This window comes from Streptomyces sp. NWU339, assembly GCF_003143855.1.
In the GTDB taxonomy this organism is placed as follows: Bacteria; Actinomycetota; Actinomycetes; order Streptomycetales; family Streptomycetaceae; genus Streptomyces.
Genome location: NZ_QFRK01000006.1, coordinates 151,542 through 176,807 on the forward strand (window position 1 = coordinate 151,542; position 25,266 = coordinate 176,807).

Sequence of the window (25,266 nt, forward strand, 5' to 3'; positions counted from 1 at the left end):
CCGGTTCTCCTCAGGCGAGCGGCAGGCGGAGTTCGAACAGGGCTCCGCCTGTCGGCGCCGCACCGGCCGTGAGCGTCCCGCCGTGCCGTACGGCGACGTCCCTCGCGATGGCGAGGCCCAGGCCGGCCCCGCCGTCGTCGCGGCTTCGGGCGTCGTCCAGCCGCACGAACCGCTGGAAGATCCGCTCCCGGTCGGCCTCGGCCACCCCGTCGCCGTCGTCGGCCACGCCGAGCACCGCCCAGTCGCCCTCACGCCGCACGGTCACCGAGACCGTCTCGCGGGCGTGCCGACGGCCGTTGTCGAGCAGGTTGCCGAGCACCCGGCCCAGCTGCCCCCGCGACCCGGCCACCTCCGCCGTCTCCGCGTCCACCGTCACACCCGTCCGCCCCGCCGCCTCCTCGCGGGCCAGCGCTGCCAGGTCCACCCTGCCCTCGACGGGCCGCTCCCCCGCGTCCAGCCGGGCGAGCAGCAGCAGGTCGGCGGCGAGGTGCTGGAGCCGCACGGTGTCCTCGACGGCGCCGTTCAGATCCAGGAGTTCGGGATGGGCGGCGGCCACCTCCAGCTGGGTGCGCAGGGACGCGATCGGACTGCGCAGCTCGTGCGATGCGTCGGCGACGAAGCTCCGCTGCCGCTCCACGGACGTCTCCAGGGCTGCGAGGGTCTCGTTGGTGGTGCGGGCGAGCCGCGCGATCTCGTCGTGGGTCGCCGGTTCCGGGACCCGGCGCGTGAGGTCCTCGGACGCGGTGATCGCGGCCATCTCCTCGCGGATCGCGGCGACCGGACGCAGGGCACGCCCGGTGAGCACCCAGGTCATGCCGGCGACGAGCGCCGCCAGCAGCGGGAAACCGATCAGCATCACGGTCAGCGCGGTCCGTACGGCGCTGTGCTCGGCGGCCAGCGGAGCACCGGCGTAGACGGTGAGCAGGCCCCGCTCGTGGGTCCGCACGTCGACGGCCGCGAAACGGTAGTCGGCGGTGTCGCCGTCGATCGTCGCGGCACCGCTGCTGAAGGTGGGCTGCCCGCTGGTCTCACCGGCGGCGAGGCTGGAGTCGTCGTCAGCGGCGTCGTCGGTGGCCTCCTCCGACTTCTCGTCCGAGTCGTCGCCGTCGTCATCGTCGTCGCCGTCGTCATCGTCGTCGCCGTCGCCGTCGCCGTCGTCGCCGTCGTCGCGGGCCGAAGGCGACGGCGTGACGGAGACGGAAGGCGAAGGCGACGACGACGGCCGGGGTTTCACCTGGTCGGTGACCGTGCCGCTGATCCGCTCCAGACCGTCGGCAGCCGCGACCAGGTTCCCGTCCTCGTCGACGATCTGCACCGGCCCGGCCTCGCCGTCCAGCCCCGACAGCTCGTCGTACGGGGTCCGCCCGGCGAGCTCGGAGGCGACCGACCGTGCCCTGCGCTCCGCCTGGGTGCCCGCCTCGGCGGTCAGGTTGGAGCGCAACGCCTGCAGGACCGCGGTGCCGGTCACGACCAGCGCGACCACGACCACGAGCGTGGCACCGAGCGTCGCCCGGGAGCGGACCGAGCCGAACAGCCGTCTCATCGCGCCGTCTCCAGCCGGTAACCGGCGCCACGCACCGTCCGGATCAGCTTGGCGCGGAGCTTGCGGCGCAGGGCACTGATGTAGACCTCGACGATGTTCGGGTCGCCCTCGTAGGCGAAGTCCCAGACGTGCTCCAGGATCTCCGCCTTGGAGACCACCTCGCCGGCCCGCAGCACCAGCTGCTCCAGCACGGAGAACTCCTTGGCCGTGAGCGCCACTTCGGCCTCGCCGAGGAAGACCCGGCGAGCCGCGGTGTCCACCTTGAGGTCCCCGTGCACATGCACCGGGGAGGCCCCGGCGCCCTGACCCCGGCGGCGCAGCAGCGCCTTCACGCGGGCGACGAGGACGACGTAGGAGAACGGCTTGGTGAGGTAGTCGTCGGCGCCGGTGTCCAGCCCCTCGGCCTCGTCGTACTCACCGTCCTTGGCGGTGAGCATCAGGATCGGCACCTCGTGGCCGGCGGCGCGCAGGGCGGCGCAGACGCGGTAGCCGTTGAGGCCCGGCAGCATGATGTCGAGGATCACGAGGTCGTAGGTGCCCTCGGTGGCCCGGTGCAGGCCCTCCCGGCCGTCGTGGACGACGTCCACGGCGTATCCCTCGGCGGTCAGGCCTTTGGCCAGGGACAGGGCGAGGCGCTTTTCGTCCTCCACGATCAACAGGCGCATGCGCACAAGGGTCGCAGAGCGAACCTGAAGATCACTTCAGGTGGTTTCAGGTTCCCCTCAGGATCGATCGGCGAGATTGAGGACGTCGAAAACGAAGCGACTGGGGAGGAACCACCATGAAGCGCAACATCGTGATCGCCGTCGTCACCGCCGCGGCACTGATCGGGGGAGGCACCGCGACGGCGATCGCGATCTCGGGGGACGACGAAACGCCGACGACGACGCACCCGGTGGAGACGCTGGGATCGGACGACGACCGCGACGACCGGCGGGACGACGACGGTGACGACCTCGACGACCGGGACGACCGCGACGACCTCGATGACGACGACGCTCTGGCCCTCTCCGCGAAGGTGAACGCGGCCGACGCCGTCGCCGCAGCCCTGGAGCACCGGTCGGGCACCGCGGTCTCCGTCGAGATGGACGATGACGACGGCGATGACGACAACGACGACCGGAACCACCGCGGCAAGGCGGCCTGGGAGGTCGACATCCTCGGCAAGGGCGACACCTGGTACAGCGTGTGGATCGACCCGAACACCGGCAAGGTGCTGGGGTCGGAGGTCGACCACGACGATAACGACGCCGACGACGCCGACGAGGTGCGGGCGGCGCTGAAGGGCACCTCGGTGACGGCCGAGCAGGCCGCGAAGGCGGCCGCCGCCAAGGGCACGGTGACCTCGGTGGACCTGGACGACGACCGCGACGACCGGGGCTGGGAGGTCGAGACGGTCACCTCCGGCGACAACGACCGGGAATGGCTGGTCGACCTGAACAGCGGCAAGGTCACGGCGGACGATGACGACGACCGCGGTGACGACCGGGACGACCGCGGTGACGACGACCGCGACGACCGCTGAACGAACCGGTGAGCAAAGGGGCGGTGCGGGCGAATTCGCCTGCACCGCCCCTTCCCGTCAGTCCCCCGTCAGCCCCGCCACCAGTTCGTCCGCCGCGCGGTACGGGTCCAGCTCGCCGCCGACGATCCGGTCCGCCAGCGCGCCCAGCCGGCGGTCGCCGTGCAGGTCGCCGATGCGTTGCCGCAGGGCCGTGACGGCGATCGTCTCGACCTCGCGGGCGGCGCGGGCCAGTCGGCGCTCCGCCAGGACCCCGTGCTCCTCCATCCACGCGCGGTGCTTCTCCAGGGCCTCGACGACCTCGTCGACGCCCTCCGCGCGCGAGGCGACCGTCTTGACGATCGGCGGGCGCCAGTCGCCGGGGGCTCGGGCCTCGCCGAGGCCCAGCATGTGGTTCAGTTCGCGGGCGGTGGCGTCCGCACCGTCGCGGTCGGCCTTGTTGACGACGTAGACGTCGCCGATCTCCAGGATTCCGGCCTTGGCCGCCTGGATCCCGTCGCCCATGCCGGGCGCCAGCAGCACCACCGAGGTGTCGGCCTGGGAGGCGATCTCCACCTCCGACTGGCCGACGCCGACCGTTTCCACCAGGACCACCTCGCAGCCCGCCGCGTCCAGGACCCGGATGGCCTGCGGCGCGGCCCAGGCGAGGCCGCCCAGGTGGCCGCGGGTCGCCATGGAGCGGATGTAGACGCCGGGATCGGAGGCGTGCTCCGACATCCGGACCCGGTCACCGAGCAGCGCGCCGCCGGAGAAGGGCGAGGACGGGTCGACGGCCAGGACGCCGACCCTCTTGCCCCGCTTGCGGTACGCGGTCACCAGCGCCGAGGTGGACGTCGACTTGCCGACGCCCGGCGATCCCGTCAGCCCGACCACGTACGCGTTGCCGGTCAGCGGCGCCAGGGCCGCCATGACCTCCCGCAACTGCGGGGACGCCCCCTCCACCAGGGAGATCAGCCGGGCCACGGCCCGCGGTCTGCCGTCCCTGGCCTGGGCCACCAGAGTGGAGACGTCCTGCATCACAGCTCCGTTCACGAGAGAAGAACCGGCCGACCGTCCGAGCCGGATCAGGCCTTGGCCACCCGCACGATCAGGGCGTCGCCCTGGCCGCCGCCGCCGCACAGCGCCGCCGCGCCGACGCCGCCGCCGCGCCGCTTCAGCTCCAGCGCCAGGTGCAGCACCAGCCGGGCGCCGGACATCCCGATCGGGTGACCGAGGGCGATGGCACCGCCGTTGACGTTCACCTTTTCCGTGGACACCCCGAGGTCCTTCATCGACTGCACGGCCACCGCGGCGAAGGCCTCGTTGATCTCGATCAGGTCGAGGTCGGAGACCTCCAGGCCCTCCTTCTTGAGGGCGTGGGCGATCGCGTTGGACGGCTGCGACTGGAGGGAGTTGTCGGGACCGGCCACATTGCCGTGGGCGCCGATCTCGGCGATCCACTCCAGGCCGAGCTCCTGCGCCTTGGCCTTGCTCATCACGACCACGGCCGCCGCACCGTCCGAGATCTGCGAGGAGGTGCCGGCGGTGATCGTGCCGTCCTTGGTGAAGGCGGGGCGCAGCTTGCCGAGCGACTCGGCGGTGGTGTCGCCGCGGATGCCCTCGTCCTGGTTGAAGAGGACCGGGTCGCCCTTGCGCTGGGGGATCTCGACGGGGGTGATCTCCGCCTCGAAGACGCCGTTCTTCTGCGCGGCCGCGGCCCGCTGGTGGGACAGGGCGGCGATCTCGTCCTGCTCGGCCCGGCCGATGCCGAGGCGCGTGTTGTGCTTCTCCGTGGACTCGCCCATGGCGATGCCCTCGAAGGTGTCGGTCAGACCGTCGTACGCCATGGCGTCGATCATCTGGACCGCGCCGTACTTGAAGCCCTCACGGGACTTCGGCAGCAGGTGCGGGGCGTTGGTCATGGACTCCTGGCCGCCGGCGACGACCACGTCGAACTCACCCGCCCGGATCAACTGGTCGGCCAGCGCGATCGCGTCGAGACCGGACAGGCACACCTTGTTGACGGTGAGCGCCGGGACGTTCATCGGGATGCCGGCCTTGACGGCGGCCTGACGTGCCGGGATCTGCCCCGCCCCGGCCTGGAGCACCTGCCCCATGATCACATACTGGACCTGGTCGCCGCCGATCCCCGCACGGTCGAGGGCGGCCTTGATCGCGAAGCCGCCGAGGTCGGCCGCGGAGAAGGACTTCAGCGAGCCGAGCAGCCGGCCCATCGGGGTCCGGGCGCCCGCGACGATGACGGACGTCGTGCCGTTCGTGACGGAAGGCGCTGATGATGCGGTGGATTCAGAAGCTGCAGAAGTCATGAGCTGCGATCCCCTTCCGGCTGCACAGCCGAGGAGTGAACGAGGGTTTACTTCGAATGTACTGAGCTGCGGTCCGCCCCGTCATCCGGCTTACGGTGTGATCGCGCGCACGTTGCGTAACCGCCCCGGTAGCGCTCCACTGATTCCATGCTGACGCGAATCGACCACATCGGGATCGCCTGCCACGACCTCGACGCGACCGTGGAGTTCTACCGGGCCACGTACGGCTTCGAGGTGTTCCACTCCGAGGTCAACGAGGAGCAGGGCGTGCGGGAGGCCATGCTCAAGATCAACGAGACCTCGGACGGAGGCGCGTCCTACCTCCAACTGCTCGAGCCGACCCGGGAGGACTCCACCGTCGCGAAGTGGCTCGCGAAGAACGGGGAGGGGGTCCACCACATCGCCTTCGGCACGGCGGACGTCGACGCCGAGGCCGCCGCCATCAAGGACAAGGGCGTACGCGTGTTGTACGAAGAGCCCCGGCGCGGCTCCATGGGGTCACGGATCACCTTCCTGCACCCCAAGGACTGCCACGGCGTACTGACCGAACTGGTCACTTCGGCGCCTGTTGAGTCACCTGAGCACTGACCCACGTACATAAGGGCCGGTAGGGTTGGGTGCGGTCGCCGCTCGATCCAGGGCGATCAGGTCCTGCCGTCAAAAAGGTGACGACTGCCTCCATTCGGGTGAACGTCGTCCTTCTTGACAGCAGGATTCACCGGGGTCCGGGTTTCGGGGGGCGAGCGCGGGGGCAGCAGCGCATGCTCTTCCGCCGATCTGACACCATTCCCCGGGGGCCCCGTTCGGCGGATGGGCGGGGCTCGGCCAGAGTTGCGACCAGGGGACGGATGGGACCGCGCAGTGCGGGGCTACGAGAGCCAGGAGCGAGAGCCGGCGGCTGACGTCGACCACCTCTCTCGGTTCGAAGCCGAGATGAAGCGGCTGAAGACCGAGCGGGAAAAGGCGATCCAGCACGCCGATGACCTCGGCTACCAGGTCGAGGTGCTGCGCGCCAAGCTGCACGAGGCGCGGCGCACCATCATGTCCCGGCCCGCCTACGAGGGCGGCGACATCGGCTATCAGGCCGAGCAGTTGCTGCGTAACGCGCAGGTGCAGGCCGACCAGCTCCGCGCGGACGCCGAGCGTGAGCTGAGCCAGGTGCGGGCGCAGACCCAGCGGATCCTCCAGGAGCACGCCGAGCAGGCGGCCCGGCTCCAGTCGGAGCTGCACCAGGAGGCCGTGACCCGGCGCCAGCAGCTCGACCAGGAGCTGGCGGAGCGCCGACAGACCGTCGAGTCGCACGTCAACGAGAACGTGGCGTGGGCGGAGCAGGTGCGGGCCCGCTCCGAGCAGCAGGCCCGCCGGCTGCTCGACGAGTCCCGCGCGGAGGCCGAACAGGCCCTGGCCGCCGCCCGCGCGGAGGCCGAACGGGTGACCGCCGAGGCCCGCCAGCGGCTGCGCGGCGAGGCCGAAGCGGCGCGCACGGAGGCCGACCAGACCCTGCGCCGGGCCCGCGCGGACGCCGAGCGGCTGCTGAACGCCGCCTCCGCGCAGGCGCAGGAGGCCACCGACCACGCCGAGCAGCTGCGGGCGTCGACGGCCAGCGAGTCGGAGTCCGCCCGCCGCGAGGCCCAGGAGCTCGCCAGGGCGGCCGAACAGCGCATGGCGGACGCCGAGGCGGCGCTGCGCGAGGCCCGTGCCGAGGCGGACAAGGTGCTCGCCGAGGCGAAGGAGGCCGCGTCGAAGGCGCTCGCCTCCGCCGAGGCCGCCAACGAGACCCGTACCCGTACGGCCAAGGAGCAGGTCGCCCGGCTGGTCGGCGAGGCCACCAAGGAGGCCGAGTCCACCAAGGCGGACGCCGAGCAGATCGTCGCGGACGCCCGTGCGGAAGCCGAGAAGATCGTCGCGGAGGCCTCCGAGAAGGCCCGCACGATCACCGCCGAGGAGAGCGCCACCCAGCTGTCCAAGGCGGCCAAGACCGCCGAGGACGTGCTCAACAAGGCGTCGGAGGACGCCAAGCGGACCACCAGGGCGGCGGCCGAGGAGGCCGAGCGGATCCGTGGGGAGGCCGAGGCCGAGGCGGACCGGCTGCGGGCCGAGGCGCACGACATCGCCACCCAGCTCAAGGGCGCGGCGAAGGACGACACCAAGGAGTACCGCGCCAAGACGGTCGAGCTGCAGGAGGAGGCCCGTCGGCTGCGCGGCGAGGCCGAGCACCTGCGTGCCGACGCGGTCGCCGAGGGCGAGAAGATCCGCGCGGAGGCCCGCAAGGAGGCCGTGGCGCAGATCGAGGAGGCGGCCCGGTCCGCCGAGGAGCTGCTGGCCAAGGCGAAGGCGGACGCGGACGAGCTGCGTTCCACCGCGCAGACGGACAGCGAGAAGGTCCGCACCGAGGCCATCGAGCGCGCCACGACGCTGCGCCGGCAGGCCGAGGAGACGCTGGAGCGCACCCGCAAGGAGGCGGAGCAGCACCGCGCGGAGGCCACCGAGCAGGCCGACGCGCTCAAGGAGGACGCCGAGCGGGCCGCGCGCGAGCTGCACGAGGAGGCCGAGCAGGCCGTCACGGCACGCCGCGCGGAGGCCGCCGAGGAGCTGACCCGGCTGCACACGGAGGCCGAGGAGCGGCTGGCCTCGGCCGAACAGGCGCTGAGCGAGGCCCGTGAGGAGGCGGGCCGCATCCGCCGGGAGGCCTCGGACGAGGCCGAGCGGCTGCGCGCCGAGGCGGCGGAGCGGGGTCGCACGCTCCGTGAGCAGGCGGAGGCGGAGGCCGAGCGGCTGCGTACCGAGGCCGCGGCGGACGCGTCGGCGTCCCGCGCGGAGGGCGAGTCGGTCGCCGTGCGGCTGCGTTCGGAGGCCGCGGCGGAGGCGGAGCGGCTCAAGTCGGAGGCGCAGGACAGCGCCGACCGGATGCGGGCCGAGGCGCTGGCCGCCGCCGAGCGGCTCGGCACGGAGGCGTCCCAGGCGCTGGCCGGCGCGCAGGAGGAGGCCGCCCGGCGCCGCCGCGAGGCCGAGGAACTGCTGGGCGCGGCCAGGCAGGAGGCCGACCAGGAGCGCGAGCGGGCCCGGGAGCAGAGCGAGGAACTGCTGGCCGCGGCGCGCACTCGCGTGGAGGAGGCGCAGGCCGAAGCCGTACGGCTGGTCGAGGAGGCCGACCGTCGTGCCACCGAGATGGTGTCGGCGGCCGAGCAGCACGCGCAGCAGGTCCGGGACTCGGTCGCGGAACTGCACGAACAGGCGCACGAGGAGATCACCGGGCTGCGCAGCGCCGCCGAGCACGCGGCGGACCGTACCCGGCGCGAGGCCGAGGAGGAGGCGGACCGGGTCCGGGCCGACGCCTACGCGGAGCGGGAGCGGGCGAGCGAGGACGCGAGCCGGCTGCGGCGCGAGGCGCAGGAGGAGACGGAGGCCGCCAAGTCGCTCGCCGAGCGCACGGTGTCCGAGGCGATCACCGAGGCGGAGCGGGTCCGTTCGGAGGTCTCCGAGCAGGCCCAGCGGATGCGTACGGAGGCGTCGGACACGGCCGCCGAGGCCGAGCAGAGCGCCGCGCGCACCCGGGCCGAGGCCCGCCAGGACGCCAACCGGATCCGTTCGGAGGCGGCGACGCAGGCGGACACCCTCATCACCGAGGCGCGGAGCGAGGCGGAGCGGCTCACCGCGGAGACGATCGCGGAGACCGACCGGCAGCGCGCGGAGTCGGTCGCCAAGGCCGGGAAGCTGATCTCGGACGCGACGGGCGACGCGGAGCGGCTGCGGGCCGAGGCGTCCCGGACGGTCAACTCGGCGCAGCAGCACGCGGAGCAGGTCCGGGGCGAGACGGAGCGGCTCAAGACCGACGCGGAGCAGGAGGCCGAGCGTCTGGTGACCTCGGCGCGCGAGGAGGCCGAGCGCACGCTGGACGAGGCTCGCAAGGACGCCAACAAGCGGCGTTCCGAGGCGGCCGAGCAGGTGGACACGCTCATCACGGAGACCACCGCCGAGGCGGACAAGCTGCTCACCGAGGCGCAGCAGCAGGCGCAGAAGACCACCGCGGACGCGGAGGCCCAGGCCGACTCGATGGTGGGCGCGGCCCGCACCGAGGCCGACCGGATCGTCTCCGAGGCGACCGTCGAGGGCAACTCGCGGGTGGAGAAGTCCCGTACGGACGCGGACGAGTTGCTGGTCGGGGCCCGCCAGGACGCGACCCGGATCCGGGAGCGCGCCGAGGAGCTGCGGGACCGCATCACCGGCGAGATCGAGGAGCTGCACGAGCGGGCCCGCCGTGAGGCGGCCGAGACGATGAAGTCCACCGGTGACCGCTGCGACGCGCTCGTCAAGGCGGCCGAGGAGCAGCTCGCCAAGGCCCAGGCGAAGGCCAAGGAGCTCGTGTCCGAGGCCAACTCCGAGGCGGGCAAGGTGCGTATCGCCGCGGTGAAGAAGGCCGAGGGGCTGCTGAAGGAGGCCGAGCAGAAGAAGGCCGCGCTCATCAAGGAGGCCGAGGAGCTCAAGGCCGAGGCGATCCGCGAGGCACGGGCCACGGTCGAGGAGGGCAAGCGCGAGCTGGAGGTCCTGGTGCGGCGGCGCGAGGACATCAACGCCGAGATCTCCCGCGTGCAGGACGTCCTGGAGGCGCTGGAGTCGTTCGAGGTTCCGGGCGGTGGCAAGGACAACGGGGTGAAGGCCGCCGCGGCGGCCGGTCCGCCGGGCCAACGGAGCAAGTCTTCGGACAGTTAGGGCGCCGTATAACGAACCGGTCAAGCTCTTCGACGATGCGGGAACCCCCCTGCCGGCATGCCAACTCCCGTGCCGACAAGGGGGTTTGAGCATGCACTTGGCAAGCGCTCCGGGTGCCGGCCACTCAAAAGGGGTGTCATTCTCCGTATCAAACGTGCATCCACTCGATGACACAGCGCTTCGGCGCCTAGGATTCCCCCTATCACCTCACCGGTCTCATTCGACAGGAACCCCATGAGCGACACTTCCCCCTACGGCTTCGAGCTTGTGCGGCGTGGATACGACCGCGCTCAGGTGGACGAACGCATCTCCAAGCTCGTCTCCGACCGTGACAGCGCTCTCGCCCGCATCACCGCTCTGGAAAAGCGCATCGAGGAGCTCCACCTCGAGACGCAGAACGCCCAGACCCAGGTCACCGACGCCGAGCCGTCGTACGCGGGTCTCGGCGCGCGCGTGGAGAAGATCCTGCGCCTGGCCGAGGAGGAGGCGAAGGACCTCCGCGAGGAGGCCCGGCGCGCGGCCGAGCAGCACCGCGAGCTCGCCGAGTCGGCCGCCCAGCAGGTGCGCAACGACGCGGAGTCGTACTCCGCCGAGCGCAAGGCGAAGGCCGAGGACGAGGGCGTCCGGATCGTCGAGAAGGCCCAGGGCGAGGCCGCCCAGCTGCGGTCGGACGCGCAGAAGGACGCGCAGTCCAAGCGTGAGGAGGCGGACGCCCTCTTCGAGGAGACCCGCGCGAAGGCCGCGCAGGCCGCCGCCGACTTCGAGACGAACCTCGCCAAGCGCCGCGAGCAGTCCGAGCGCGACCTGGCGTCGCGTCAGGCCAAGGCCGAGAAGCGGCTCGCCGAGATCGAGCACCGCGCGGAGCAGCTGCGCCTGGAGGCGGAGAAGCTGCGCACCGACGCCGAGCGCCGGGCCCGCCAGACGGTGGAGACCGCCCAGCGCCAGGCCGAGGACATCGTGGCCGACGCCAACGCCAAGGCTGACCGGATCCGTTCGGAATCCGAGCGGGAGCTGGCCGCGCTGACCAACCGCCGCGACTCCATCAACGCCCAGCTGACCAACGTCCGCGAGATGCTGGCGACGCTCACGGGCGCCGCGGTGGCCGCGGCCGGCACGCCGGCCGAGGACGAGACCGCCTCCCGCGGGGTTCCGGCCCAGCAGACCCGGTAACCGGCGGTTCCGGTAACCGGCTGGGATACAGCGGCCGAACATAGGTGAAGCCCTCTGCCACGGAGTTGGCAGAGGGCTTCGTCCCGTTCTAGCGTGGCGGCATGATCGAGATTGAGGGGCTGACCAAGCGGTACGGAGAGAAGGTGGCGGTCAACAACCTGACGTTCACCGTCAGACCGGGCATCGTCACGGGGTTCCTCGGTCCCAACGGCGCGGGCAAGTCCACCACCATGCGGATGATGCTGGGCCTGGACCGGCCCACGGCCGGCGACGTCCGCATCGACGGCCGGCACTACGACCGGCTCAAGGACCCTCTGAAGTACATCGGCGCGCTGCTCGACGCCAAGGCCCTGCACGGCGGCCGCAGCGCCTTCAACCATCTGCTGTGCCTCGCCCAGAGCAACGGCATCCCCCGGCAGCGGGTGCACGAGGTACTGGAGACGGTGGGGCTGACGTCCGTCGCGAGGAAGAAGACCAAGGGGTTCTCGCTCGGCATGGGCCAGCGGCTCGGCATCGCCGGCGCCCTGCTCGGCGATCCGCGCATCCTGATGTTCGACGAGCCGGTCAACGGCCTCGACCCCGAGGGCATCCACTGGATCCGCACCCTGATGAAGTCGCTCGCCGCGCAGGGCCGTACGGTCTTCGTCTCCTCCCACCTGATGAGCGAGATGGCGCTGACCGCCGACCACCTCATCGTCATCGGGCAGGGCCGGCTGCTCGCCGACACCTCCATGGCCGACTTCATCGAGCACAACTCCCGTTCGTACGTCCGGATCCGCTGCCCGCAGCGGGAACGGCTGCTGGACGTGCTGCACGAGGCCGGGGTCACGGTCGTCGAGAGCGGCGGCGGGGTGCTGGAGGTGGACGGCGCCAAGGCCGAGCAGGTCGGGGAGCTGGCGGCCGCCCACCAACTGGTACTGCACGAACTGAGCCCGCAGCAGGCCTCCCTGGAGGAGGCGTTCATGCGGCTGACCGCGGAGTCGGTGGAGTACCACGCGCACTCCGGCACGTCCGCGCCCCCGCAGCAGTGGGGCGACGGCTGGAAGAGGGGCTGAGCATGTCGGCGGCACAGGTCGTCCGGTCCGAGTGGACCAAGATCCGGTCGGTGGCGTCCACGGTGTGGACGCTCTCCCTGGCGGTGGTCGTCACCATCGCGCTCGGCATGCTGATCTCGGCGCTGTCGGCGAACGAGTTCGACAACATGAGCCCGCAGAGCCGGCTCTCCTTCGACCCGACGTTCATCAGCTTCGCCGGGACGAGTCTCGGTCAGCTCGCGATGATCGTGTTCGGGGTGCTGGTGGTGTCGAACGAGTACAGCACCGGCATGATCCGCACCTCGCTGGCCGCGGTACCGCAGCGCGGCGCCTTCCTGGCCGGCAAGCTCGGCGTGGCCACCGCGCTCGCGCTCGTCGTCTCCATGGTCACCAGCTTCGCCGCCTTCTTCCTCGGGCAGGCGATGCTCGGCGAGCACAAGGCGTCCATCGGGGACGAGGGAGTGCTGCGGGCCGTCATCGGCGGCGGTCTCTACATGACCCTGATCGCGGTGTTCTCGATGGGCGTCGCCACCATGCTGCGCTCCCCGATGCTGTCGCTGGGCATCCTGATGCCGTTCTTCTTCCTGATCTCCAACATCCTGGCCAACGTCGACGCGACGAAGAAGGTCGGCCGGTTCCTGCCCGACCAGGCGGGCAGCAGGATCATGCAGGTGGTCACGCCGATCGGCGACGACACCCCGTACGGGCCCTGGGGCGGCCTCGGCATCATGGCGCTGTGGGTGGTCGCGGCACTCGTCGGCGGATATCTGGTGCTGAGGGGACGCGACGCGTAGGGCAGCAGGGCACGGGCCGGGCGAGGAGGTGCCCCGGCCGGTCCGGAGGCGGGGCGGGGCGGGGCTGGGTTTCCACCGGCTTTACCTCCCCTTGGGTGGAACCGTCAGCGTCTCGATATCCTCCTAACTCTTACGGGGGGCGTGTGCCCTCGTTGTCCTGAACCTCTCGATGGGGCGGAGCATGATCGAGGCAGTCGGCCTGACCAAGCGGTATGGCGACAAGACCGCTGTGTACAACCTTTCCTTCCAGGTGCGTCCCGGCGCCGTCACCGGCTTCCTCGGCCCCAACGGTTCGGGCAAGTCCACGACGATGCGGATGATCCTCGGTCTGGACAACCCCACCGCGGGCCACGTCACGATCGGCGGCTATCCCTACCGCAGGCTGCCCAACGCCGCCCGGCAGGTCGGCGCGCTGCTGGACGCCAAGGCCGTGCACGGCGGCCGGTCCGCCCGCAACCACCTGCTGAGCCTGGCCCAGCTGTCCGGCATCCCGGCCCGGCGGGTGGACGAGGTGCTCGGTGTGGTCGGGCTGCACGAGGTGGCCGGGCGGCGCTCCAAGGGCTTCTCCCTGGGCATGGGCCAGCGGCTCGGCATCGCCGCCGCGCTGCTCGGCGACCCCCAGGTGCTGCTGTTCGACGAGCCGGTCAACGGCCTCGACCCCGAGGGGATCCTCTGGGTGCGCACCCTGATGAAGTCGCTCGCCGCGGAGGGCCGTACGGTCTTCGTCTCCTCCCACCTGATGAGCGAGATGGCGCTGACCGCCGACCACCTCATCGTGATCGGCCGGGGACAGCTCCTGTCCGACATGAGTGTGAAGGACTTCATCTCGGCCAACTCCGCCGACTTCGCGCGGGTGCGCACGCCCGACACCGAGCCGCAGCAGCGCGAGAAGCTGTCCGCCGCGCTCAGCGAGGCCGGCGGCCAGGTGCTGCCCGAGCAGGACGGCGCGCTGCGGGTGATGGGACTGCCGCTGCCGCGCGTCAGTGACATCGCGCACGACACCGGCGTACGGCTGTGGGAGCTGTCACCGCATCAGGCCTCGCTGGAGGAGGCGTACATGCGGATGACGCAGGGAGCGGTCGACTACCGCTCGACCGACGACCAGAAGGCAGGGCTCCAGCAGCCGCTGCCGCCGGGCGTGCAGCCTCCGGTGCCGGTACCGGGCCAGGGCCAGCCCGGCTGGTACGCCCCGCCGCCGCCCCAGCAGGGCGGCCCGCAGTTCGCGGCGGCCTCGGGCGCACCGCAGGCTCCCACGGGCCCGTACGGCGCTCCGGGCGCCCCTGGAGCCGCTCCGGGGGCCCCGATGGCCAACCCGTACGCCCAGCCCGTCCCGCAGCCGCCCGCCGCCGCTCAGCCGGCCCGGGGCACGGCTCCGGCCGCCCCGTCGGCCGCTCCACCGGCCGCCCCGCCCAGCCCGCCCAGCCCGTCCAGCTCCGACGTGACCAAGCCCGAGGACGCCCGATGAGCACGCCCCAGCCCCCGACCCCGCAGGCCGCGCCCGTATGGCAGGCGACGGATCCCGGTTACCACTCGCCGATCCCGGTGGTGCGCACGCACCTGGGGCACGCGATCGCCTCCGAGTGGACGAAGATCCGGTCGGTGCGCTCCACGATGTGGACGCTGGGCGTGTTCGTGCTGCTCGTCGTCGGCATCGGCCTGCTGACCGGTGCGGTGGTGGCGAGCACCGACACGGACCTGAACGGCGAGAGCGCGCTGTCCATGGGCTTCTTCGGACTGCTCCTGGGCGGCATGTGCGTCATCACGCTGGGCGTGCTGACCACGGCCACGGAGTACGGCACCGGCATGATCCGCACCACCATGGTGGCCTGCCCCTCGCGCGGGCGGGTGCTCGCGGCGAAGGCCCTGGTGTTCTTCCTGGTCGCCTTCGTGGTGACGCTGCTGTCCGCGACGGCCGTCGCGTTCCTGCACACGGTGATGATGGAAGGCAACAACGCGGGGGATCCCACCGGCGGCGAGTGGCTGAAGGCCACCGTCGGCATCTCGCTCTACATCGCGCTGCTCGGCACGCTCTCGCTGGCCGTCGGCTCGATCATCCGGCACTCGGCGGGCGCCATCACCATCATGATCGGCGCCGTGCTCGCCCCGCTGGTGATCGCGATGTTCATGTTCTCCACCTCGCTGGAGGACGTGCGCATGGCCCTGTTCGAGTACTCCATCCCGAACCAGATGAGCATCTTCTACGCCAACTCCCTGAGCACGTCCGGTCCGTCCGGCTGGGACCCGCTGTGGATCATGCTCGGGGTCACGGCCGCGGCGCTCGGCGGCGCCTTCGCCCTGCTGGGGAAGCGGGACGTGTAGGAGCCCCGGCCGGAACGGGAGAGCGCCGGGCTCAGAACCTCGGCGCGTTACGGGACCGCTGCACCCGCATGGTGCGGCGGTCCTTCGCGTTCCAGCAGGCCTTGTGCCAGTGCCGGCGGTCGTCGACCCCCGCGTGCTCCGGCCAGGCCACCACGTGCGGCACCCCGTCCGGGATCAGCTGGTCGCAACCGGGGCAGCGGTACGCCTTGCCCTGGGCACTGGAACCCGCCACGTGCCGCACGCTCCACTCCTCGCCCTGCCAGCTCTCGGTGGACTGCCAGCCGCCGTACCGTCCGGAACGGTCGTCCGCGGCGCTCCGGCCGGACGAACCGGCTCCCTTGGGTCGGTTACGACGCGGGGACACAGAACACCTCACGGGGCTATACAGGATGCGGGACCGCTTCCAGCCTACGCGGCGCCGGTCGGGGTACGCGTACGGAACCAAACATCACAAGCTTCCCTCCACAAGGGCGCAACACTCGCCCCAGAACCGCCCATTCTGCAGACAATCCGTAAATTCCCCTCCGAGCCGTGTCCTCGGCACGTGTCAGACGGTTATGCCCTGCGGGGGAGCTCCGTGTCGGAGCCAAGGAAGCAGGAAAGCAATGCGCGTTGGAAGTTTCGTGTTGGCCGCCCGGTTCCCCGGGCAGGGCGAAGGGGAGGCACTGCACCGAGCGGTCCGTTCGGCCGAGGTCGCCGAGGAGGCGGGGCTGGACGCGGTCTGGCTGGGCGAGCACCACTTCGTGCCGTACGGCACCTGTCCGTCGGCGGTCACCCTGGCGGCGTTACTGCTGGGCCGCACCCGCCGCATCCGGGTCGGTACGGCGGTCAGTGTGCTGCCCACCGTCCATCCGGTGGCGCTCGGCGAGCAGGCCGCGCTGCTGCACGTCACCAGCGGCGGGCGGTTCTCGCTGGGCGTCGGGCGCGGCGGGCCGTGGGTCGACCTGGAGGTCTTCGGGTCCGGCCTCGAGGCGTACGAGAAGGGGTTCCCCGAATCACTCGATCTCCTGATGCGCTGGCTGCGCGAACCCTCCGTCGCGGCCGCCGGGGAACGCTTCCGGTTCCGTGAAGTGCCCGTCGTCCCGCGCCCGTCGGAGTGCCTCACCGAGACGGAGGGCCCCGAGGTCGTGGTCGCCTGCACCTCCCCGGCGAGCGTGCGGCTCGCGGCCGAGCGCGGGCTGCCGATGCTGCTCGGCATGCACGTGGGAGACGAGGAGAAGGCCGAGATGGTCACCCTGTGGCAGCGGCACGCGCACGCGTGCGGGCGGCCGGCGGCGGAGATCCACCGCGTGGCCCATGTGTCGGCCGGTGTCGTGCAGATCGCCGACCGGCGCGCCGACGCGGCGGAGACGCTGCTCAAGGCGATGCCGGGCTGGCTGCGGCAGGGGCTCGAGGCCCATGTCACGGTGGACCACCGGGAGCGGCGGATGCGCGACCCGCTGGCCTACACCGAACTCCTCTGCGGGCTGCACCCGGTGGGCCCCCCGCGGTTGTGTGCGGACCGGCTCGCCGCGACCAGCGAGCGGACCGGCATCTCCCGGTTCGCCCTGCTCGTCGAGGGGTCCGGCGACCTCGCGGCGACCGAGGAGAACGTACGGCGGCTCGGCGCCGAGGTGATCCCCCAACTCGTCTGAACGAGCGGGGGATTCCGGTGAGACTTGCCGCCCCGGTACAGAGCGCACCTCCCGCGTACGGAGCGGCAAGCGACGGGTCGCGTCAGCAGTCGCGCAGTTCCGGCGACTGGTTCAGCAGCTGCCCGCGGACCGAGGTGAACTTGGCCAGCCTCTCGTCGACCGAGGAGTCGAGCGGGAACACGGCCACCCGGTGGCAGTTCTGGAAGGCCAGCCGGACACCGAAGTGCCGCTGCAGCGCGCCGCGTATCGCGTCACTCGCGAGCGCACGCAGCAGCTGACCGCGAGCCTGCTCGTCCGGCGGAGGCGTCTGGTTGTCGGCGAACTCTCCGCCGTCCACCTTCAACTGGGCCACCAGGGAGCTGATCATCTCCCACGCGTAGGGCAGGGAGGTCCGGACGCAGTCGACGAAGTCTGCTTCGTCGACCTCGCCTCGCTCGGCCTGTTCGAGTAGGGCCGGTGAGACGTCGAGCGACATGGGTTCTCCTCTCGCACCCCCGCCGGGCGGGGGTTGCCTGACAGATACGGGAGTTCGCAGAATCCGACACGCTGCGTGCACACGCCGCGACCTCCCGTTCAATACCGTAAGCAACTGGCCGGGGCCGCACCAGGAGAATCCCCGGATGCGGGACTTGCTGTGGGCCGGGAATCGGCCATCGCCGAACACGCGTTTTCCAGGAGATACAGGACACGTCGCGAGGGTCTGGAGTGGCTCCTGTGACTCGGTTCCGAGTCGTTCGCGGGACCGGGCGAATCGCATCGACGGCGGCCTGTCGAGTAGCGTTGCCGACCATGCGTCTCGTCATTGCCCGCTGCTCCGTGGACTACGCCGGGCGGCTCACCGCGCACCTGCCCTCGGCACCCCGTCTGATCCTGGTCAAGGCGGACGGAAGTGTCTCGATCCACGCCGACGACCGGGCCTACAAGCCCCTGAACTGGATGTCGCCGCCCTGCACGCTCAAGGAGGGCAGCGGTGACGAGGAGGGGATCTGGACCGTCGTCAACAAGGCGGGCGAGAAACTCATCATCACGATGGAGGAGGTCCTGCACGACTCCTCGCACGAACTGGGCGTCGACCCCGGCCTGATCAAGGACGGCGTGGAAGCCCACCTCCAGGAGCTGCTCGCGGACCGCATCGAGACCCTCGGCGAGGGCTACACCCTCATCCGCCGCGAGTACATGACCGCCATCGGCCCCGTCGACATCCTCTGCCGCGACGCCGAGGGACAGACCGTCGCGGTGGAGATCAAGCGGCGCGGTGAGATCGACGGCGTGGAGCAACTCACGCGCTACCTGGAGCTGCTGAACCGCGATCCGCATCTCGCCCCGGTGCGCGGCGTGTTCGCGGCCCAGGAGATCAAGCCGCAGGCCCGCGTGCTCGCCACCGACCGGGGCATCGGCTGCCAGGTCCTCGACTACGACGCCATGCGGGGCATCGAGGACGACAAACTGCGCCTGTTCTGAGCGGCGTCACGGCATGTGCGAAGGGCCGGGCCCCCGTCGGGGGCCCGGCCCTTCGCACATGCCCGAAAGTGTTCCCGGGCGTCCGCGGACGCCCGGGGCGTCAGATCAGCGTCGTTCCGGAGCTGCTCGGCGTGCCCGCCTCGCTGCTCTGCGGGGCGCTCGCCGAACTGCTCGCCCCCGACTCCGTCTGGGTCGGGATGGAGGAGGTGGGGCCGCTCGCCGAGTCGGACGTGGCCGGCGGCGGGGTGTAGTCGTCCGTCGGGCCCGTCGTCGGGGTGGTCGGCTCGTCCGTGGGTTCGTCCGTCGGCTCGTCCGGCGACTCGGTCGGCTCGTCGGTGGGATCGCTCGGCTTGGTCGTCGTCGACGGCTTCGCGGGCGAGGACGACGACGTCGTCGGCGTGGAGGGCGTGGGCGTCGAGTCGTCCGGCTTCCCGGTGTCACTCGGATCGGCCGAGGCCTCGCCCGACTCCGTGGCCGTCGGCGTCGGGTCGTCGGAGGTGCCGAGGGTGCCGTCCGGGCCGGGGTCGGCCGGCCGGCTGGTGGCGTCACCGGTGTCACCGCCCTCCTCGGTCCGCCGGTCCGCACCCAGGCTGCCGTCGTCGGCACCCTGGCTCGCGGACGGGTTGACGTCGACGTTCTCCGACGGGGTACCGGGGTTGTTCTCCGAGGTGGCTCCGAGGGTGACCACCGTGCCCAGCACGGCGACGAGCAGCGCGCCCGCGCCGGCCGCCATGAGGTTGCGCCGGGCCAGGCCCTTCAGCCCGACGCCGGCCTTGGGCGTGGGTGCGGGCGTCGGCACGGGCGAGGTGCGGTGGACGATCAGGCCGGTGTCGGTGGGTGGCTGTAGCTCCGGGAAGGCCGTCGGCACCCCGCGGGGCGGCGAGGCCGACTCCTCGTACTGGGCGTCCGGCACCTCCTCCCCCGCGGTCGGCGCGAGCGCCGCCGGGATGCCGGAGCGGTCGCTGACCAGGGCCAGCGCCCGGCGTCCGGCGACGGTGCCGCGCTTGTCGGCGGCGGCCCCGCGCAGGCCGATGGAGGCCTCCAGTTCGGCACGGGCGCGGTCCAGCTCCCCCGCGCACAGGGCCTGGATGCCGAGCTCGTGGTGGAAGTAGGCCTCCTCCGCCACGTCCCCGGCGAGCCGGGCGGCCTCCGCGCCGGCCCGCAGGGTCCGCTCCCAGGCGTTCCAGTGCAGGCCCGCGGCGAACGCGGGTGCGGCGGTGCGGGCCAGTTGCACCGCCACGTCCGCCTCGCCCTCCTCGGCGGCCGAGGCGAGCGGCGACAGCACGGCGAGCGCGGCGAGCACCGCGTCGGCCTCGGCGCAGACCCGTTCCGGGGTGACCGAGGGGTGCCCGGCCCACCAGGCGTAGTGCTGAGCGGCGGTGCGTGCCTGCGCCTGCGCCCCGTCGGCGTAACCGGCGGCCTCCAGCTGGGCCGGGACGCCGGCGGCGAGCCGGTAGCGGGAGCCGGCCGGGGCGACCAGCCCGCAGGCGGCCAGTTCGCCGAGCGCGGCGTCGGCGTGGGTGTCGCCGACCAGCGCGGGCAGATGCGCCTGGTGCGGGAGTTCGCCGCCGAGCGCGACGGCGAACCGCAGGGTGGCGCGGGCGGAGGCGCTGAGCCGTGCCGCGAGCAGCGGAGCGGGAGCGGCCGCCTCGCCGAGCGAGGGCAACGGGATCTCGTCACCGTCGACGGCGTCGACGGCGTCGGCGGGCAGTTCGTCGGACAGGTCGCCGGGCCAGAGGTCCTCGAAGACGCCGAACTCGTCGACGGCGCTGGTGCCGGCGCGCAGCCGGTCGCGCTGCCGCAGCAGGGCGCCGGCCTGGACGAAGCGCAGCGGCAGGCCCTCGGACTCGAACCAGAGGTCCCCGGCCCAGTTCGACTCGTCCTCGGTGAGGTCCCGGTCGACGGTGCGCTCCAGCAGGTCGAGACCGGCCGCGCGGTCGAGTCCGTCGAGGACGACCTCCTCCACGGCGGAGTCGGCCGACGGGGCGGGCACGTCCGGGGTGGCGCCGAGCAGGAAGGCGCACTCGGGCGTCGCGTCGAGCAGTTCGTCGAGGGCGGCGCCGCCGAACCCGAGGTCGTCGAGGACGACGACCGCGCCGACCTCACGGAGGCAGTCGGTGAGTTCGTCCCGGCCGGGACGGTACAGCGGCGCGCCGTGCACGGCGTAGAAGAGGTCGTACAGCAGATCGTCGGCGCTGCGGCGGTGGCCGTCCAGGCGGACCACGCCGTCGGGGGCGAGGTCCGCGCAGTCCTCGGCGACGACGTCGAGCAGCCGGGTACGGCCGGAGCCCGCGGGACCGGTGAGGCGCACGGAGCGGCCGCGGGCGAGCAGCCGGACCAGCTTCTCGCGCTCGTCCTGGCGGGCCGTCAGCGGCAGTTCGGGCAGGGCCGGGCCGGGCGGGACGGGCGGCCTGGCGGCCCGCTCGGTCTCGGCACGCTCGGCTTCCGTCAGCTTCACGGGGCGGGCGGGCCGCTCGGCGGGCGGGCAGGGCTCTATCTCACTGCCGTCGACGGGGTTGACGGTGAGCAGGAAGTCGCCGGAGACGAGCTGCACCGTGCGGGCGAGCACGGGCGCGGGCTGCCCGAAGTCGGATGTGAGGGATTCCCTGGGCGGGCGCTGGCGCGGCGCGTGCCCGTCACCATCACGACCGTACTCCTCGGGTCCCGGGTTGTTCGGGTCCATAAGGTCCTAGCCCCCCAAAAGCGTCGTGTGCCTGGGTCCAAGCCCTCCCGGCCTTGCTGCACACCGCGCTGTCGCTCCTGGCCCGGGCCCGTTCGAGGGTTGGTGAGGCAGCGGGCAGCCGAACCCTAAACCTTCTCCCAGTATCTACGACAGTCCGGGGTACCGCTCGGTCCGGGACATCACAGTCTCGTGAGGATTGTGCGCACGTCGCACGGGTCGCCGGTGTCTCTCGTCAGGGCGGCCGGGCCCTGCCGGTCGTCAGGTTCGCCAGGTCCGTCAGGTTCATCCCCGTACCGACCTCACACACGGGGCAGTGTGTCCACCCCGATGCCCCCTTCGATCGCCAGGATCCGGTGCAGCCGGGTGGCCACCAACAGGCGCTGCAGCTGCGGCGGTACGTCGCGCAGCACCAGCCGCCGGCCGCGGCGGCCGGCCCGCCGGTGGACCCCCATGATCACGCCGAGTCCGGTGGCGTCCCAGGAGTCCAGTTCGGACAGGTCCAGCAGCAGATCGCCGACCCCGTCGTCGACGGCCGAGTGCAGGACCGTACGGGCGTCCGCCGCGCTGCGGACATCGAGGCGGCCCCCGACGACCAGTTCGGCGTGGTCGCCCCTGATATGCATATGCGCTCCCGTGCGTGCCGTGCTCCGTGTTTTTAAGGTTTTCAGGCTTTAAAGTTTTGAGATTTTCGGGCTTCTCACGTTTTTGACGACGGTGATGCACCCTCTGACCGCGTGGAGCCCGCAGAGGTTGCCCCGCGTAAGCGAACCGATACCGAATTCACCCCGGTGCGTGATGAGCACCGGGGCGTTCGGGGTGATCAGTACGTGTAGAAGCCCTGCCCGCTCTTCCGGCCGATGTCACCGGCGTCAACCATCCGGCGCATCAGCTCGGGCGGGGCGAACTTCTCGTCCTGGGACTCGGTGTAGATGTTCCCGGTGGCGTGCAGCAGGATGTCGACGCCGGTCAGGTCGGCGGTGGCCAGCGGCCCCATGGCGTGACCGAAGCCCAGCTTGCAGGCCAGGTCGATGTCCTCGGCGCTCGCCACACCCGACTCGTGGAGCTTCGCGGCCTCGACGACGAGGGCACTGATGAGGCGGGTGGTCACGAAGCCGGCCACATCGCGGTTGACCACGATGCAGGTCTTGCCGACCGACTCGGCGAACTCCCGTGCGGTGGCGAGGGTTTCGTCGCTGGTCTTGTAGCCGCGGACCAGTTCGCACAGCTGCATCATCGGCACCGGCGAGAAGAAGTGCGCGCCGACGACCCGCTCCGGGCGCTCCGTCACAGCCGCGATCTTGGTGATCGGGATGGCGGAGGTGTTGGAGGCGAGCACGGCGTCCTCGCGCACGATCCCGTCGAGGGCGCGGAAGATCTCGTGCTTGACCTCGAGCTTCTCGAAGACCGCCTCGACCACGACGTCCGCGTCCGCGCAGGCGTCCAGGTCGGTGGTCGCGGTGATCCGGGCGAGGGCCGCGTCGGCGTCGTGGGCCTCGAGCCTGCCCTTGCTCACGAACTTGTCGTACGACGACTTGATTCCGTCGGTACCTCGTGTGAGCGCCTCGTCGGTGACGTCGCGCAGGACGACGTCCCAGCCCGCCTGAGCGGAGACCTGGGCGATCCCGGACCCCATGAGACCGGCCCCGATGACGGCGAGCTTCCGTGCCACTGTGCGACTCCCCTTCGAAACACTCACACGCTGTTCCTGTACGTCACTCGCGGACACTAGCGCTCGTGAGCGGATGTGTGAGGGGTTAGTAATGCGTGTCACGTCTCACGCAGTGAGACACCCATCACTCCCGGCGCCTCCGAGGCCCCCGGGGTTCGGCCACCGATCCTCCCCGCCGTCAACTCCAGGTATTCATCCACGGATTGTTGACGCGCGTAGCACTGTGCCGCACGCTGGTCGACGGGTGCCGCTCGGGCGGGCGGCGCCGTTCCATCCAGCGACGGACGGTCGGGAGGCCGGAATGCTGAGACGCGCGACACGCATCCTTCTTTCATTTGTCATGGTCATGGCTGGCATGGTCCTCGGAGTGGGCGCCACCGCCGGCACGGCGCACGCCGACGAGTGCTACACCTGGAACCGCACCCTGTCCCAGGGTTCCTCCGGCAGCGATGTGACACAGCTGCAGATCCGGGTCGCCGGCTGGGTGACCTCGGGCGAGCGGCTCTCCTACGACGGCCAGTACGGTGCCCGCACCGCCGCCGCCGTCAAGAAGTTCCAGTCGGCGTACGGACTGCCCGCCGACGGTGTCGCCGGTCCGCAGACCTTCAGCAAGATCTACGCGCTCCAGGACGCCGACTGCACGCCCGTCCACTTCAGCTACGCCGAACTCAACAAGTGCAACTCCACCTGGTCGGGCGGCGCGGTCCCGGCGGCCACCGCCAAGGCGAACGCGCTGAAGACCATGTGGAAGCTGGAGGCGCTGCGGCACGCGCTCGGTGACGTGCCGATCACCATCTCCAGCGGCTTCCGCTCCTACGCCTGCAACAGCGCGGTCGGCGGCTCGTCGACCAGCCGTCATCTCTACGGCGACGCGGCCGACCTCGTCGGCTCGCCGAGCCTGTGCACCCTCGCCAAGCAGTCCAGGGTCCATGGCTTCTCCGAGATCCTCGGCCCCGGCTACCCCGGCCACAACGACCACACCCACGTGGCCTTCGACCCGTCACCGTACTGGTCCGCACCCACCTGCGGGATCTGACACGTCACTTCGCCCCACCCGAGACCGGCCATAACGGCGGGCCACCCCCCACACACCGGCCCCACCCGCCCGCCGCGACGGCCGGCCGTGACGGTCGGCACACCGGTGTCCGGACGGCCGAGGCGTCATTAGGCTGGCCGCATGGTCAAGCTGACACGCATCTACACGAAGACCGGCGACAAGGGCACCACGAACCTCGGTGACATGAGCCGGGTCGCCAAGACCGACCTGCGCATCGCCGCCTACGCCGACGCCAACGAGGCGAACGCGGTGATCGGCACCGCGATCGCGCTGGGCGCCCTGGACGAGGAGGTCGTCAAGGTCCTCACCCGCGTGCAGAACGACCTGTTCGACGTGGGCGCCGACCTGTCGACGCCGGTCGTGGAGAACCCGGAGTTCCCCCCGCTGCGGGTCGAGCAGTTCTACGTCGACCGGCTGGAGACGGACTGCGACCACTTCAACGAACGGCTGGAGAAGCTGCGCTCCTTCATCCTCCCGGGAGGCACGGCGGGCGCCGCCCTCCTCCACCAGGCATGCACCGTGGTCCGCCGCGCGGAGCGCTCCACCTGGGCGGCCCTGGAGGCGCACGGCGACACCATGAACCCCCTCACCGCCACCTACCTCAACCGCCTCTCCGACCTCCTCTTCATCCTGGCCCGCACCGCCAACAAGGAGACCGGCGACATCCTGTGGGTACCGGGCGGCGAGCGCTGAGGGGCGACGGCAGCGGGTCGTCCGGGCGTCCGTCCCGACGGCCCGGCCGGGCTCAACGGCGGACGCTCTTCTTCGACCCGGCGAGATCGTCCCGGTCCGCCCGCCCCTCGCCCGCCGGGGCCTTCTTCGGCCAGAGCCAGTACGTCAGGGCGATCAGGCCGTGGATGCCGGCGACCTTCCAGGCGGTGGTGCGCCAGCTCTCCAGGGAGCCCACCCGGCTCGCGTCGCCGACGTACCAGACGGCGAGCTGGAGCAGCACGGTGGCCACGACGGCCCCCGCCAGCGTGCCCAGCCACACCCCGGTCTCGTGCCGGGCGCGGGCCATGCCGTAGCGCGGCGGGCCGGCCGGTTTCGGGGCGCCGCCGAACCGGTGGGCGGCATGGCCGTCGAGCCACTTCACGGTGCGGTGGCCGTGCCCGACGGTGTAGCCGATGTAGAGCGCGGCCAGACCGTGCGCCCAGCCCGGCTCGGCACCGTTCTTCAGGTCCAGCGCGGTGGCGACCAGCAGGACGACCTCCAGCAGTGGTTCGCACAGCAGCAGCGCCAGGCCGGTGCCCGGCATCTTCAACAGGTAGCGGAAGGCCATTCCGGCGGCCAGCAGCACCCAGAAGCCGATCTCGCATGCTGCGATCAAGGCGACGATCACGGTTCGCTCCTCTCCGTCACCCTTT

General features: G+C 71.6%; 22 protein-coding genes. 12 read left to right on the forward strand and 10 right to left on the reverse strand.

Features of this window, described 5'->3' with window-relative positions; translation table 11 throughout:
- Positions 1-10: 10 nt before the first annotated feature.
- Together DIZ27_RS10060 and DIZ27_RS10065 are read right to left on the reverse strand one after the other, a co-directional pair.
- On the reverse strand, positions 11-1,543 hold the full coding sequence (locus DIZ27_RS10060; RefSeq protein ID WP_109377994.1) for a cell wall metabolism sensor histidine kinase WalK: 1,533 nt from the start codon (positions 1,541-1,543) through the stop codon (positions 11-13).
- Positions 1,540-2,208 carry a response regulator transcription factor gene (locus DIZ27_RS10065; RefSeq protein ID WP_109377995.1) on the reverse strand — a complete coding sequence of 223 codons (669 nt, stop codon included), beginning with the start codon at positions 2,206-2,208 and terminating at the stop codon, positions 1,540-1,542. Before DIZ27_RS10065 ends, DIZ27_RS10060 begins: the two co-directional genes overlap by 4 nt.
- Before the next feature lie 116 nt (positions 2,209-2,324).
- Between DIZ27_RS10065 and DIZ27_RS10070 the strand changes: the two genes are divergently transcribed.
- Positions 2,325-3,068 (forward strand): PepSY domain-containing protein, encoded by a 744-nt coding sequence (locus tag DIZ27_RS10070; RefSeq protein ID WP_109377996.1) that lies wholly within the window; start codon positions 2,325-2,327, stop codon positions 3,066-3,068.
- A gap of 57 nt (positions 3,069-3,125) precedes the next feature.
- On the opposite strand, the gene meaB is transcribed toward DIZ27_RS10070, so the two are convergent.
- Both meaB and DIZ27_RS10080 read right to left on the reverse strand, forming a co-directional pair.
- A complete protein-coding gene (meaB, locus tag DIZ27_RS10075) occupies positions 3,126-4,082 on the reverse strand; it encodes a methylmalonyl Co-A mutase-associated GTPase MeaB (protein WP_109377997.1) in 957 nt (318 codons plus the stop codon).
- A gap of 47 nt (positions 4,083-4,129) precedes the next feature.
- Positions 4,130-5,371 carry an acetyl-CoA C-acetyltransferase gene (locus DIZ27_RS10080; RefSeq protein WP_109377998.1) on the reverse strand — a complete coding sequence of 414 codons (1,242 nt, stop codon included), beginning with the start codon at positions 5,369-5,371 and terminating at the stop codon, positions 4,130-4,132.
- A gap of 147 nt (positions 5,372-5,518) precedes the next feature.
- Between DIZ27_RS10080 and mce the strand changes: the two genes are divergently transcribed.
- The 7 genes from mce (at position 5,519) to DIZ27_RS10115 (ending at position 15,398) form a co-directional block, all read left to right on the forward strand.
- Entirely contained in the window at positions 5,519-5,959 is a 441-nt protein-coding gene (mce, locus tag DIZ27_RS10085) for a methylmalonyl-CoA epimerase (RefSeq protein WP_055593439.1), read from the forward strand.
- A gap of 273 nt (positions 5,960-6,232) precedes the next feature.
- Positions 6,233-10,081 carry a polarized growth protein Scy gene (gene scy, locus DIZ27_RS10090; RefSeq protein ID WP_109377999.1) on the forward strand — a complete coding sequence of 1,283 codons (3,849 nt, stop codon included), beginning with the start codon at positions 6,233-6,235 and terminating at the stop codon, positions 10,079-10,081.
- Between the two features lie 234 nt (positions 10,082-10,315).
- The gene (locus DIZ27_RS10095; protein WP_109378000.1) at positions 10,316-11,251 is read left to right on the forward strand and encodes a cellulose-binding protein; all 936 of its coding nucleotides are present in this window, start codon (positions 10,316-10,318) and stop codon (positions 11,249-11,251) included.
- A 101-nt stretch (positions 11,252-11,352) separates the two neighbouring features.
- Positions 11,353-12,306 (forward strand): ABC transporter ATP-binding protein, encoded by a 954-nt coding sequence (locus DIZ27_RS10100; RefSeq protein ID WP_109378001.1) that lies wholly within the window; start codon positions 11,353-11,355, stop codon positions 12,304-12,306.
- Complete coding sequence (locus DIZ27_RS10105; protein ID WP_109378101.1) at positions 12,303-13,079, forward strand: ABC transporter permease; 777 nt, start codon at positions 12,303-12,305, stop codon at positions 13,077-13,079. Before DIZ27_RS10100 ends, DIZ27_RS10105 begins: the two co-directional genes overlap by 4 nt.
- Before the next feature lie 181 nt (positions 13,080-13,260).
- On the forward strand, positions 13,261-14,544 hold the full coding sequence (locus DIZ27_RS10110) for an ABC transporter ATP-binding protein (RefSeq protein WP_109378102.1): 1,284 nt from the start codon (positions 13,261-13,263) through the stop codon (positions 14,542-14,544).
- A complete protein-coding gene (locus tag DIZ27_RS10115; RefSeq protein WP_109378002.1) occupies positions 14,541-15,398 on the forward strand; it encodes an ABC transporter permease subunit in 858 nt (285 codons plus the stop codon). Before DIZ27_RS10110 ends, DIZ27_RS10115 begins: the two co-directional genes overlap by 4 nt.
- 31 nt (positions 15,399-15,429) lie before the next feature.
- On the opposite strand, the gene DIZ27_RS10120 is transcribed toward DIZ27_RS10115, so the two are convergent.
- Complete coding sequence (locus DIZ27_RS10120; RefSeq protein WP_109378003.1) at positions 15,430-15,762, reverse strand: ATP/GTP-binding protein; 333 nt, start codon at positions 15,760-15,762, stop codon at positions 15,430-15,432.
- A gap of 241 nt (positions 15,763-16,003) precedes the next feature.
- Here DIZ27_RS10120 and DIZ27_RS10125 point away from each other — a divergent pair, with 241 nt between their 5' ends.
- Positions 16,004-17,032, forward strand: coding sequence for an LLM class flavin-dependent oxidoreductase (locus DIZ27_RS10125; RefSeq protein ID WP_109378004.1), 1,029 nt, complete (start codon positions 16,004-16,006; stop codon positions 17,030-17,032).
- A gap of 82 nt (positions 17,033-17,114) precedes the next feature.
- On the opposite strand, the gene DIZ27_RS10130 is transcribed toward DIZ27_RS10125, so the two are convergent.
- Complete coding sequence (locus DIZ27_RS10130; RefSeq protein ID WP_042167610.1) at positions 17,115-17,507, reverse strand: SCO5389 family protein; 393 nt, start codon at positions 17,505-17,507, stop codon at positions 17,115-17,117.
- 314 nt (positions 17,508-17,821) lie between these two features.
- Here DIZ27_RS10130 and nucS point away from each other — a divergent pair, with 314 nt between their 5' ends.
- Entirely contained in the window at positions 17,822-18,493 is a 672-nt protein-coding gene (nucS, locus tag DIZ27_RS10135; protein WP_109378005.1) for an endonuclease NucS, read from the forward strand.
- Positions 18,494-18,593: 100 nt separating this feature from the next.
- Here nucS and DIZ27_RS10140 read toward each other — a convergent pair whose 3' ends face one another.
- The 3 genes from DIZ27_RS10140 to DIZ27_RS10150 form a co-directional block, all read right to left on the reverse strand.
- On the reverse strand, positions 18,594-21,176 hold the full coding sequence (locus tag DIZ27_RS10140) for an ATP-binding protein (protein WP_109378006.1): 2,583 nt from the start codon (positions 21,174-21,176) through the stop codon (positions 18,594-18,596).
- A 299-nt stretch (positions 21,177-21,475) separates the two neighbouring features.
- Positions 21,476-21,799 carry an anti-sigma factor antagonist gene (locus DIZ27_RS10145; protein ID WP_109378007.1) on the reverse strand — a complete coding sequence of 108 codons (324 nt, stop codon included), beginning with the start codon at positions 21,797-21,799 and terminating at the stop codon, positions 21,476-21,478.
- Positions 21,800-21,996: 197 nt separating this feature from the next.
- A complete protein-coding gene (locus DIZ27_RS10150) occupies positions 21,997-22,845 on the reverse strand; it encodes a 3-hydroxyacyl-CoA dehydrogenase family protein (RefSeq protein WP_109378008.1) in 849 nt (282 codons plus the stop codon).
- Between the two features lie 301 nt (positions 22,846-23,146).
- Here DIZ27_RS10150 and DIZ27_RS10155 point away from each other — a divergent pair, with 301 nt between their 5' ends.
- Entirely contained in the window at positions 23,147-23,881 is a 735-nt protein-coding gene (locus DIZ27_RS10155) for a D-Ala-D-Ala carboxypeptidase family metallohydrolase (protein ID WP_109378009.1), read from the forward strand.
- A gap of 141 nt (positions 23,882-24,022) precedes the next feature.
- Entirely contained in the window at positions 24,023-24,595 is a 573-nt protein-coding gene (locus DIZ27_RS10160; RefSeq protein ID WP_109378010.1) for a cob(I)yrinic acid a,c-diamide adenosyltransferase, read from the forward strand.
- Positions 24,596-24,647: 52 nt separating this feature from the next.
- Here DIZ27_RS10160 and DIZ27_RS10165 read toward each other — a convergent pair whose 3' ends face one another.
- Positions 24,648-25,241, reverse strand: a complete 594-nt coding sequence (locus tag DIZ27_RS10165) for a hypothetical protein (protein ID WP_109378011.1) — start codon at positions 25,239-25,241, stop codon at positions 24,648-24,650.
- Positions 25,242-25,266 lie beyond the last annotated feature (25 nt).

Excerpts from the sequence above, each read along its gene's own strand:
- DIZ27_RS10155 (WP_109378009.1), top strand. The coding sequence starts at position 23,147 with ATGCTGAGACGCGCGACACGCATCCTTCTTTCATTTGTCATGGTCATG.
- DIZ27_RS10130 (WP_042167610.1), bottom strand. The coding sequence starts at position 17,507 with ATGTCGCTCGACGTCTCACCGGCCCTACTCGAACAGGCCGAGCGAGGC.
- DIZ27_RS10095 (WP_109378000.1), top strand. The coding sequence starts at position 10,316 with ATGAGCGACACTTCCCCCTACGGCTTCGAGCTTGTGCGGCGTGGATAC.
- DIZ27_RS10145 (WP_109378007.1), bottom strand. The coding sequence starts at position 21,799 with ATGCATATCAGGGGCGACCACGCCGAACTGGTCGTCGGGGGCCGCCTC.
- DIZ27_RS10080 (WP_109377998.1), bottom strand. The coding sequence starts at position 5,371 with ATGACTTCTGCAGCTTCTGAATCCACCGCATCATCAGCGCCTTCCGTC.
- DIZ27_RS10065 (WP_109377995.1), bottom strand. The coding sequence starts at position 2,208 with ATGCGCCTGTTGATCGTGGAGGACGAAAAGCGCCTCGCCCTGTCCCTG.
- DIZ27_RS10140 (WP_109378006.1), bottom strand. The coding sequence starts at position 21,176 with ATGGACCCGAACAACCCGGGACCCGAGGAGTACGGTCGTGATGGTGAC.
- DIZ27_RS10100 (WP_109378001.1), top strand. The coding sequence starts at position 11,353 with ATGATCGAGATTGAGGGGCTGACCAAGCGGTACGGAGAGAAGGTGGCG.
- DIZ27_RS10160 (WP_109378010.1), top strand. The coding sequence starts at position 24,023 with ATGGTCAAGCTGACACGCATCTACACGAAGACCGGCGACAAGGGCACC.
- DIZ27_RS10070 (WP_109377996.1), top strand. The coding sequence starts at position 2,325 with ATGAAGCGCAACATCGTGATCGCCGTCGTCACCGCCGCGGCACTGATC.
- nucS (WP_109378005.1), top strand. The coding sequence starts at position 17,822 with ATGCGTCTCGTCATTGCCCGCTGCTCCGTGGACTACGCCGGGCGGCTC.
- DIZ27_RS10060 (WP_109377994.1), bottom strand. The coding sequence starts at position 1,543 with ATGAGACGGCTGTTCGGCTCGGTCCGCTCCCGGGCGACGCTCGGTGCC.
- DIZ27_RS10110 (WP_109378102.1), top strand. The coding sequence starts at position 13,261 with ATGATCGAGGCAGTCGGCCTGACCAAGCGGTATGGCGACAAGACCGCT.
- meaB (WP_109377997.1), bottom strand. The coding sequence starts at position 4,082 with ATGCAGGACGTCTCCACTCTGGTGGCCCAGGCCAGGGACGGCAGACCG.
- DIZ27_RS10115 (WP_109378002.1), top strand. The coding sequence starts at position 14,541 with ATGAGCACGCCCCAGCCCCCGACCCCGCAGGCCGCGCCCGTATGGCAG.
- DIZ27_RS10125 (WP_109378004.1), top strand. The coding sequence starts at position 16,004 with ATGCGCGTTGGAAGTTTCGTGTTGGCCGCCCGGTTCCCCGGGCAGGGC.
- mce (WP_055593439.1), top strand. The coding sequence starts at position 5,519 with ATGCTGACGCGAATCGACCACATCGGGATCGCCTGCCACGACCTCGAC.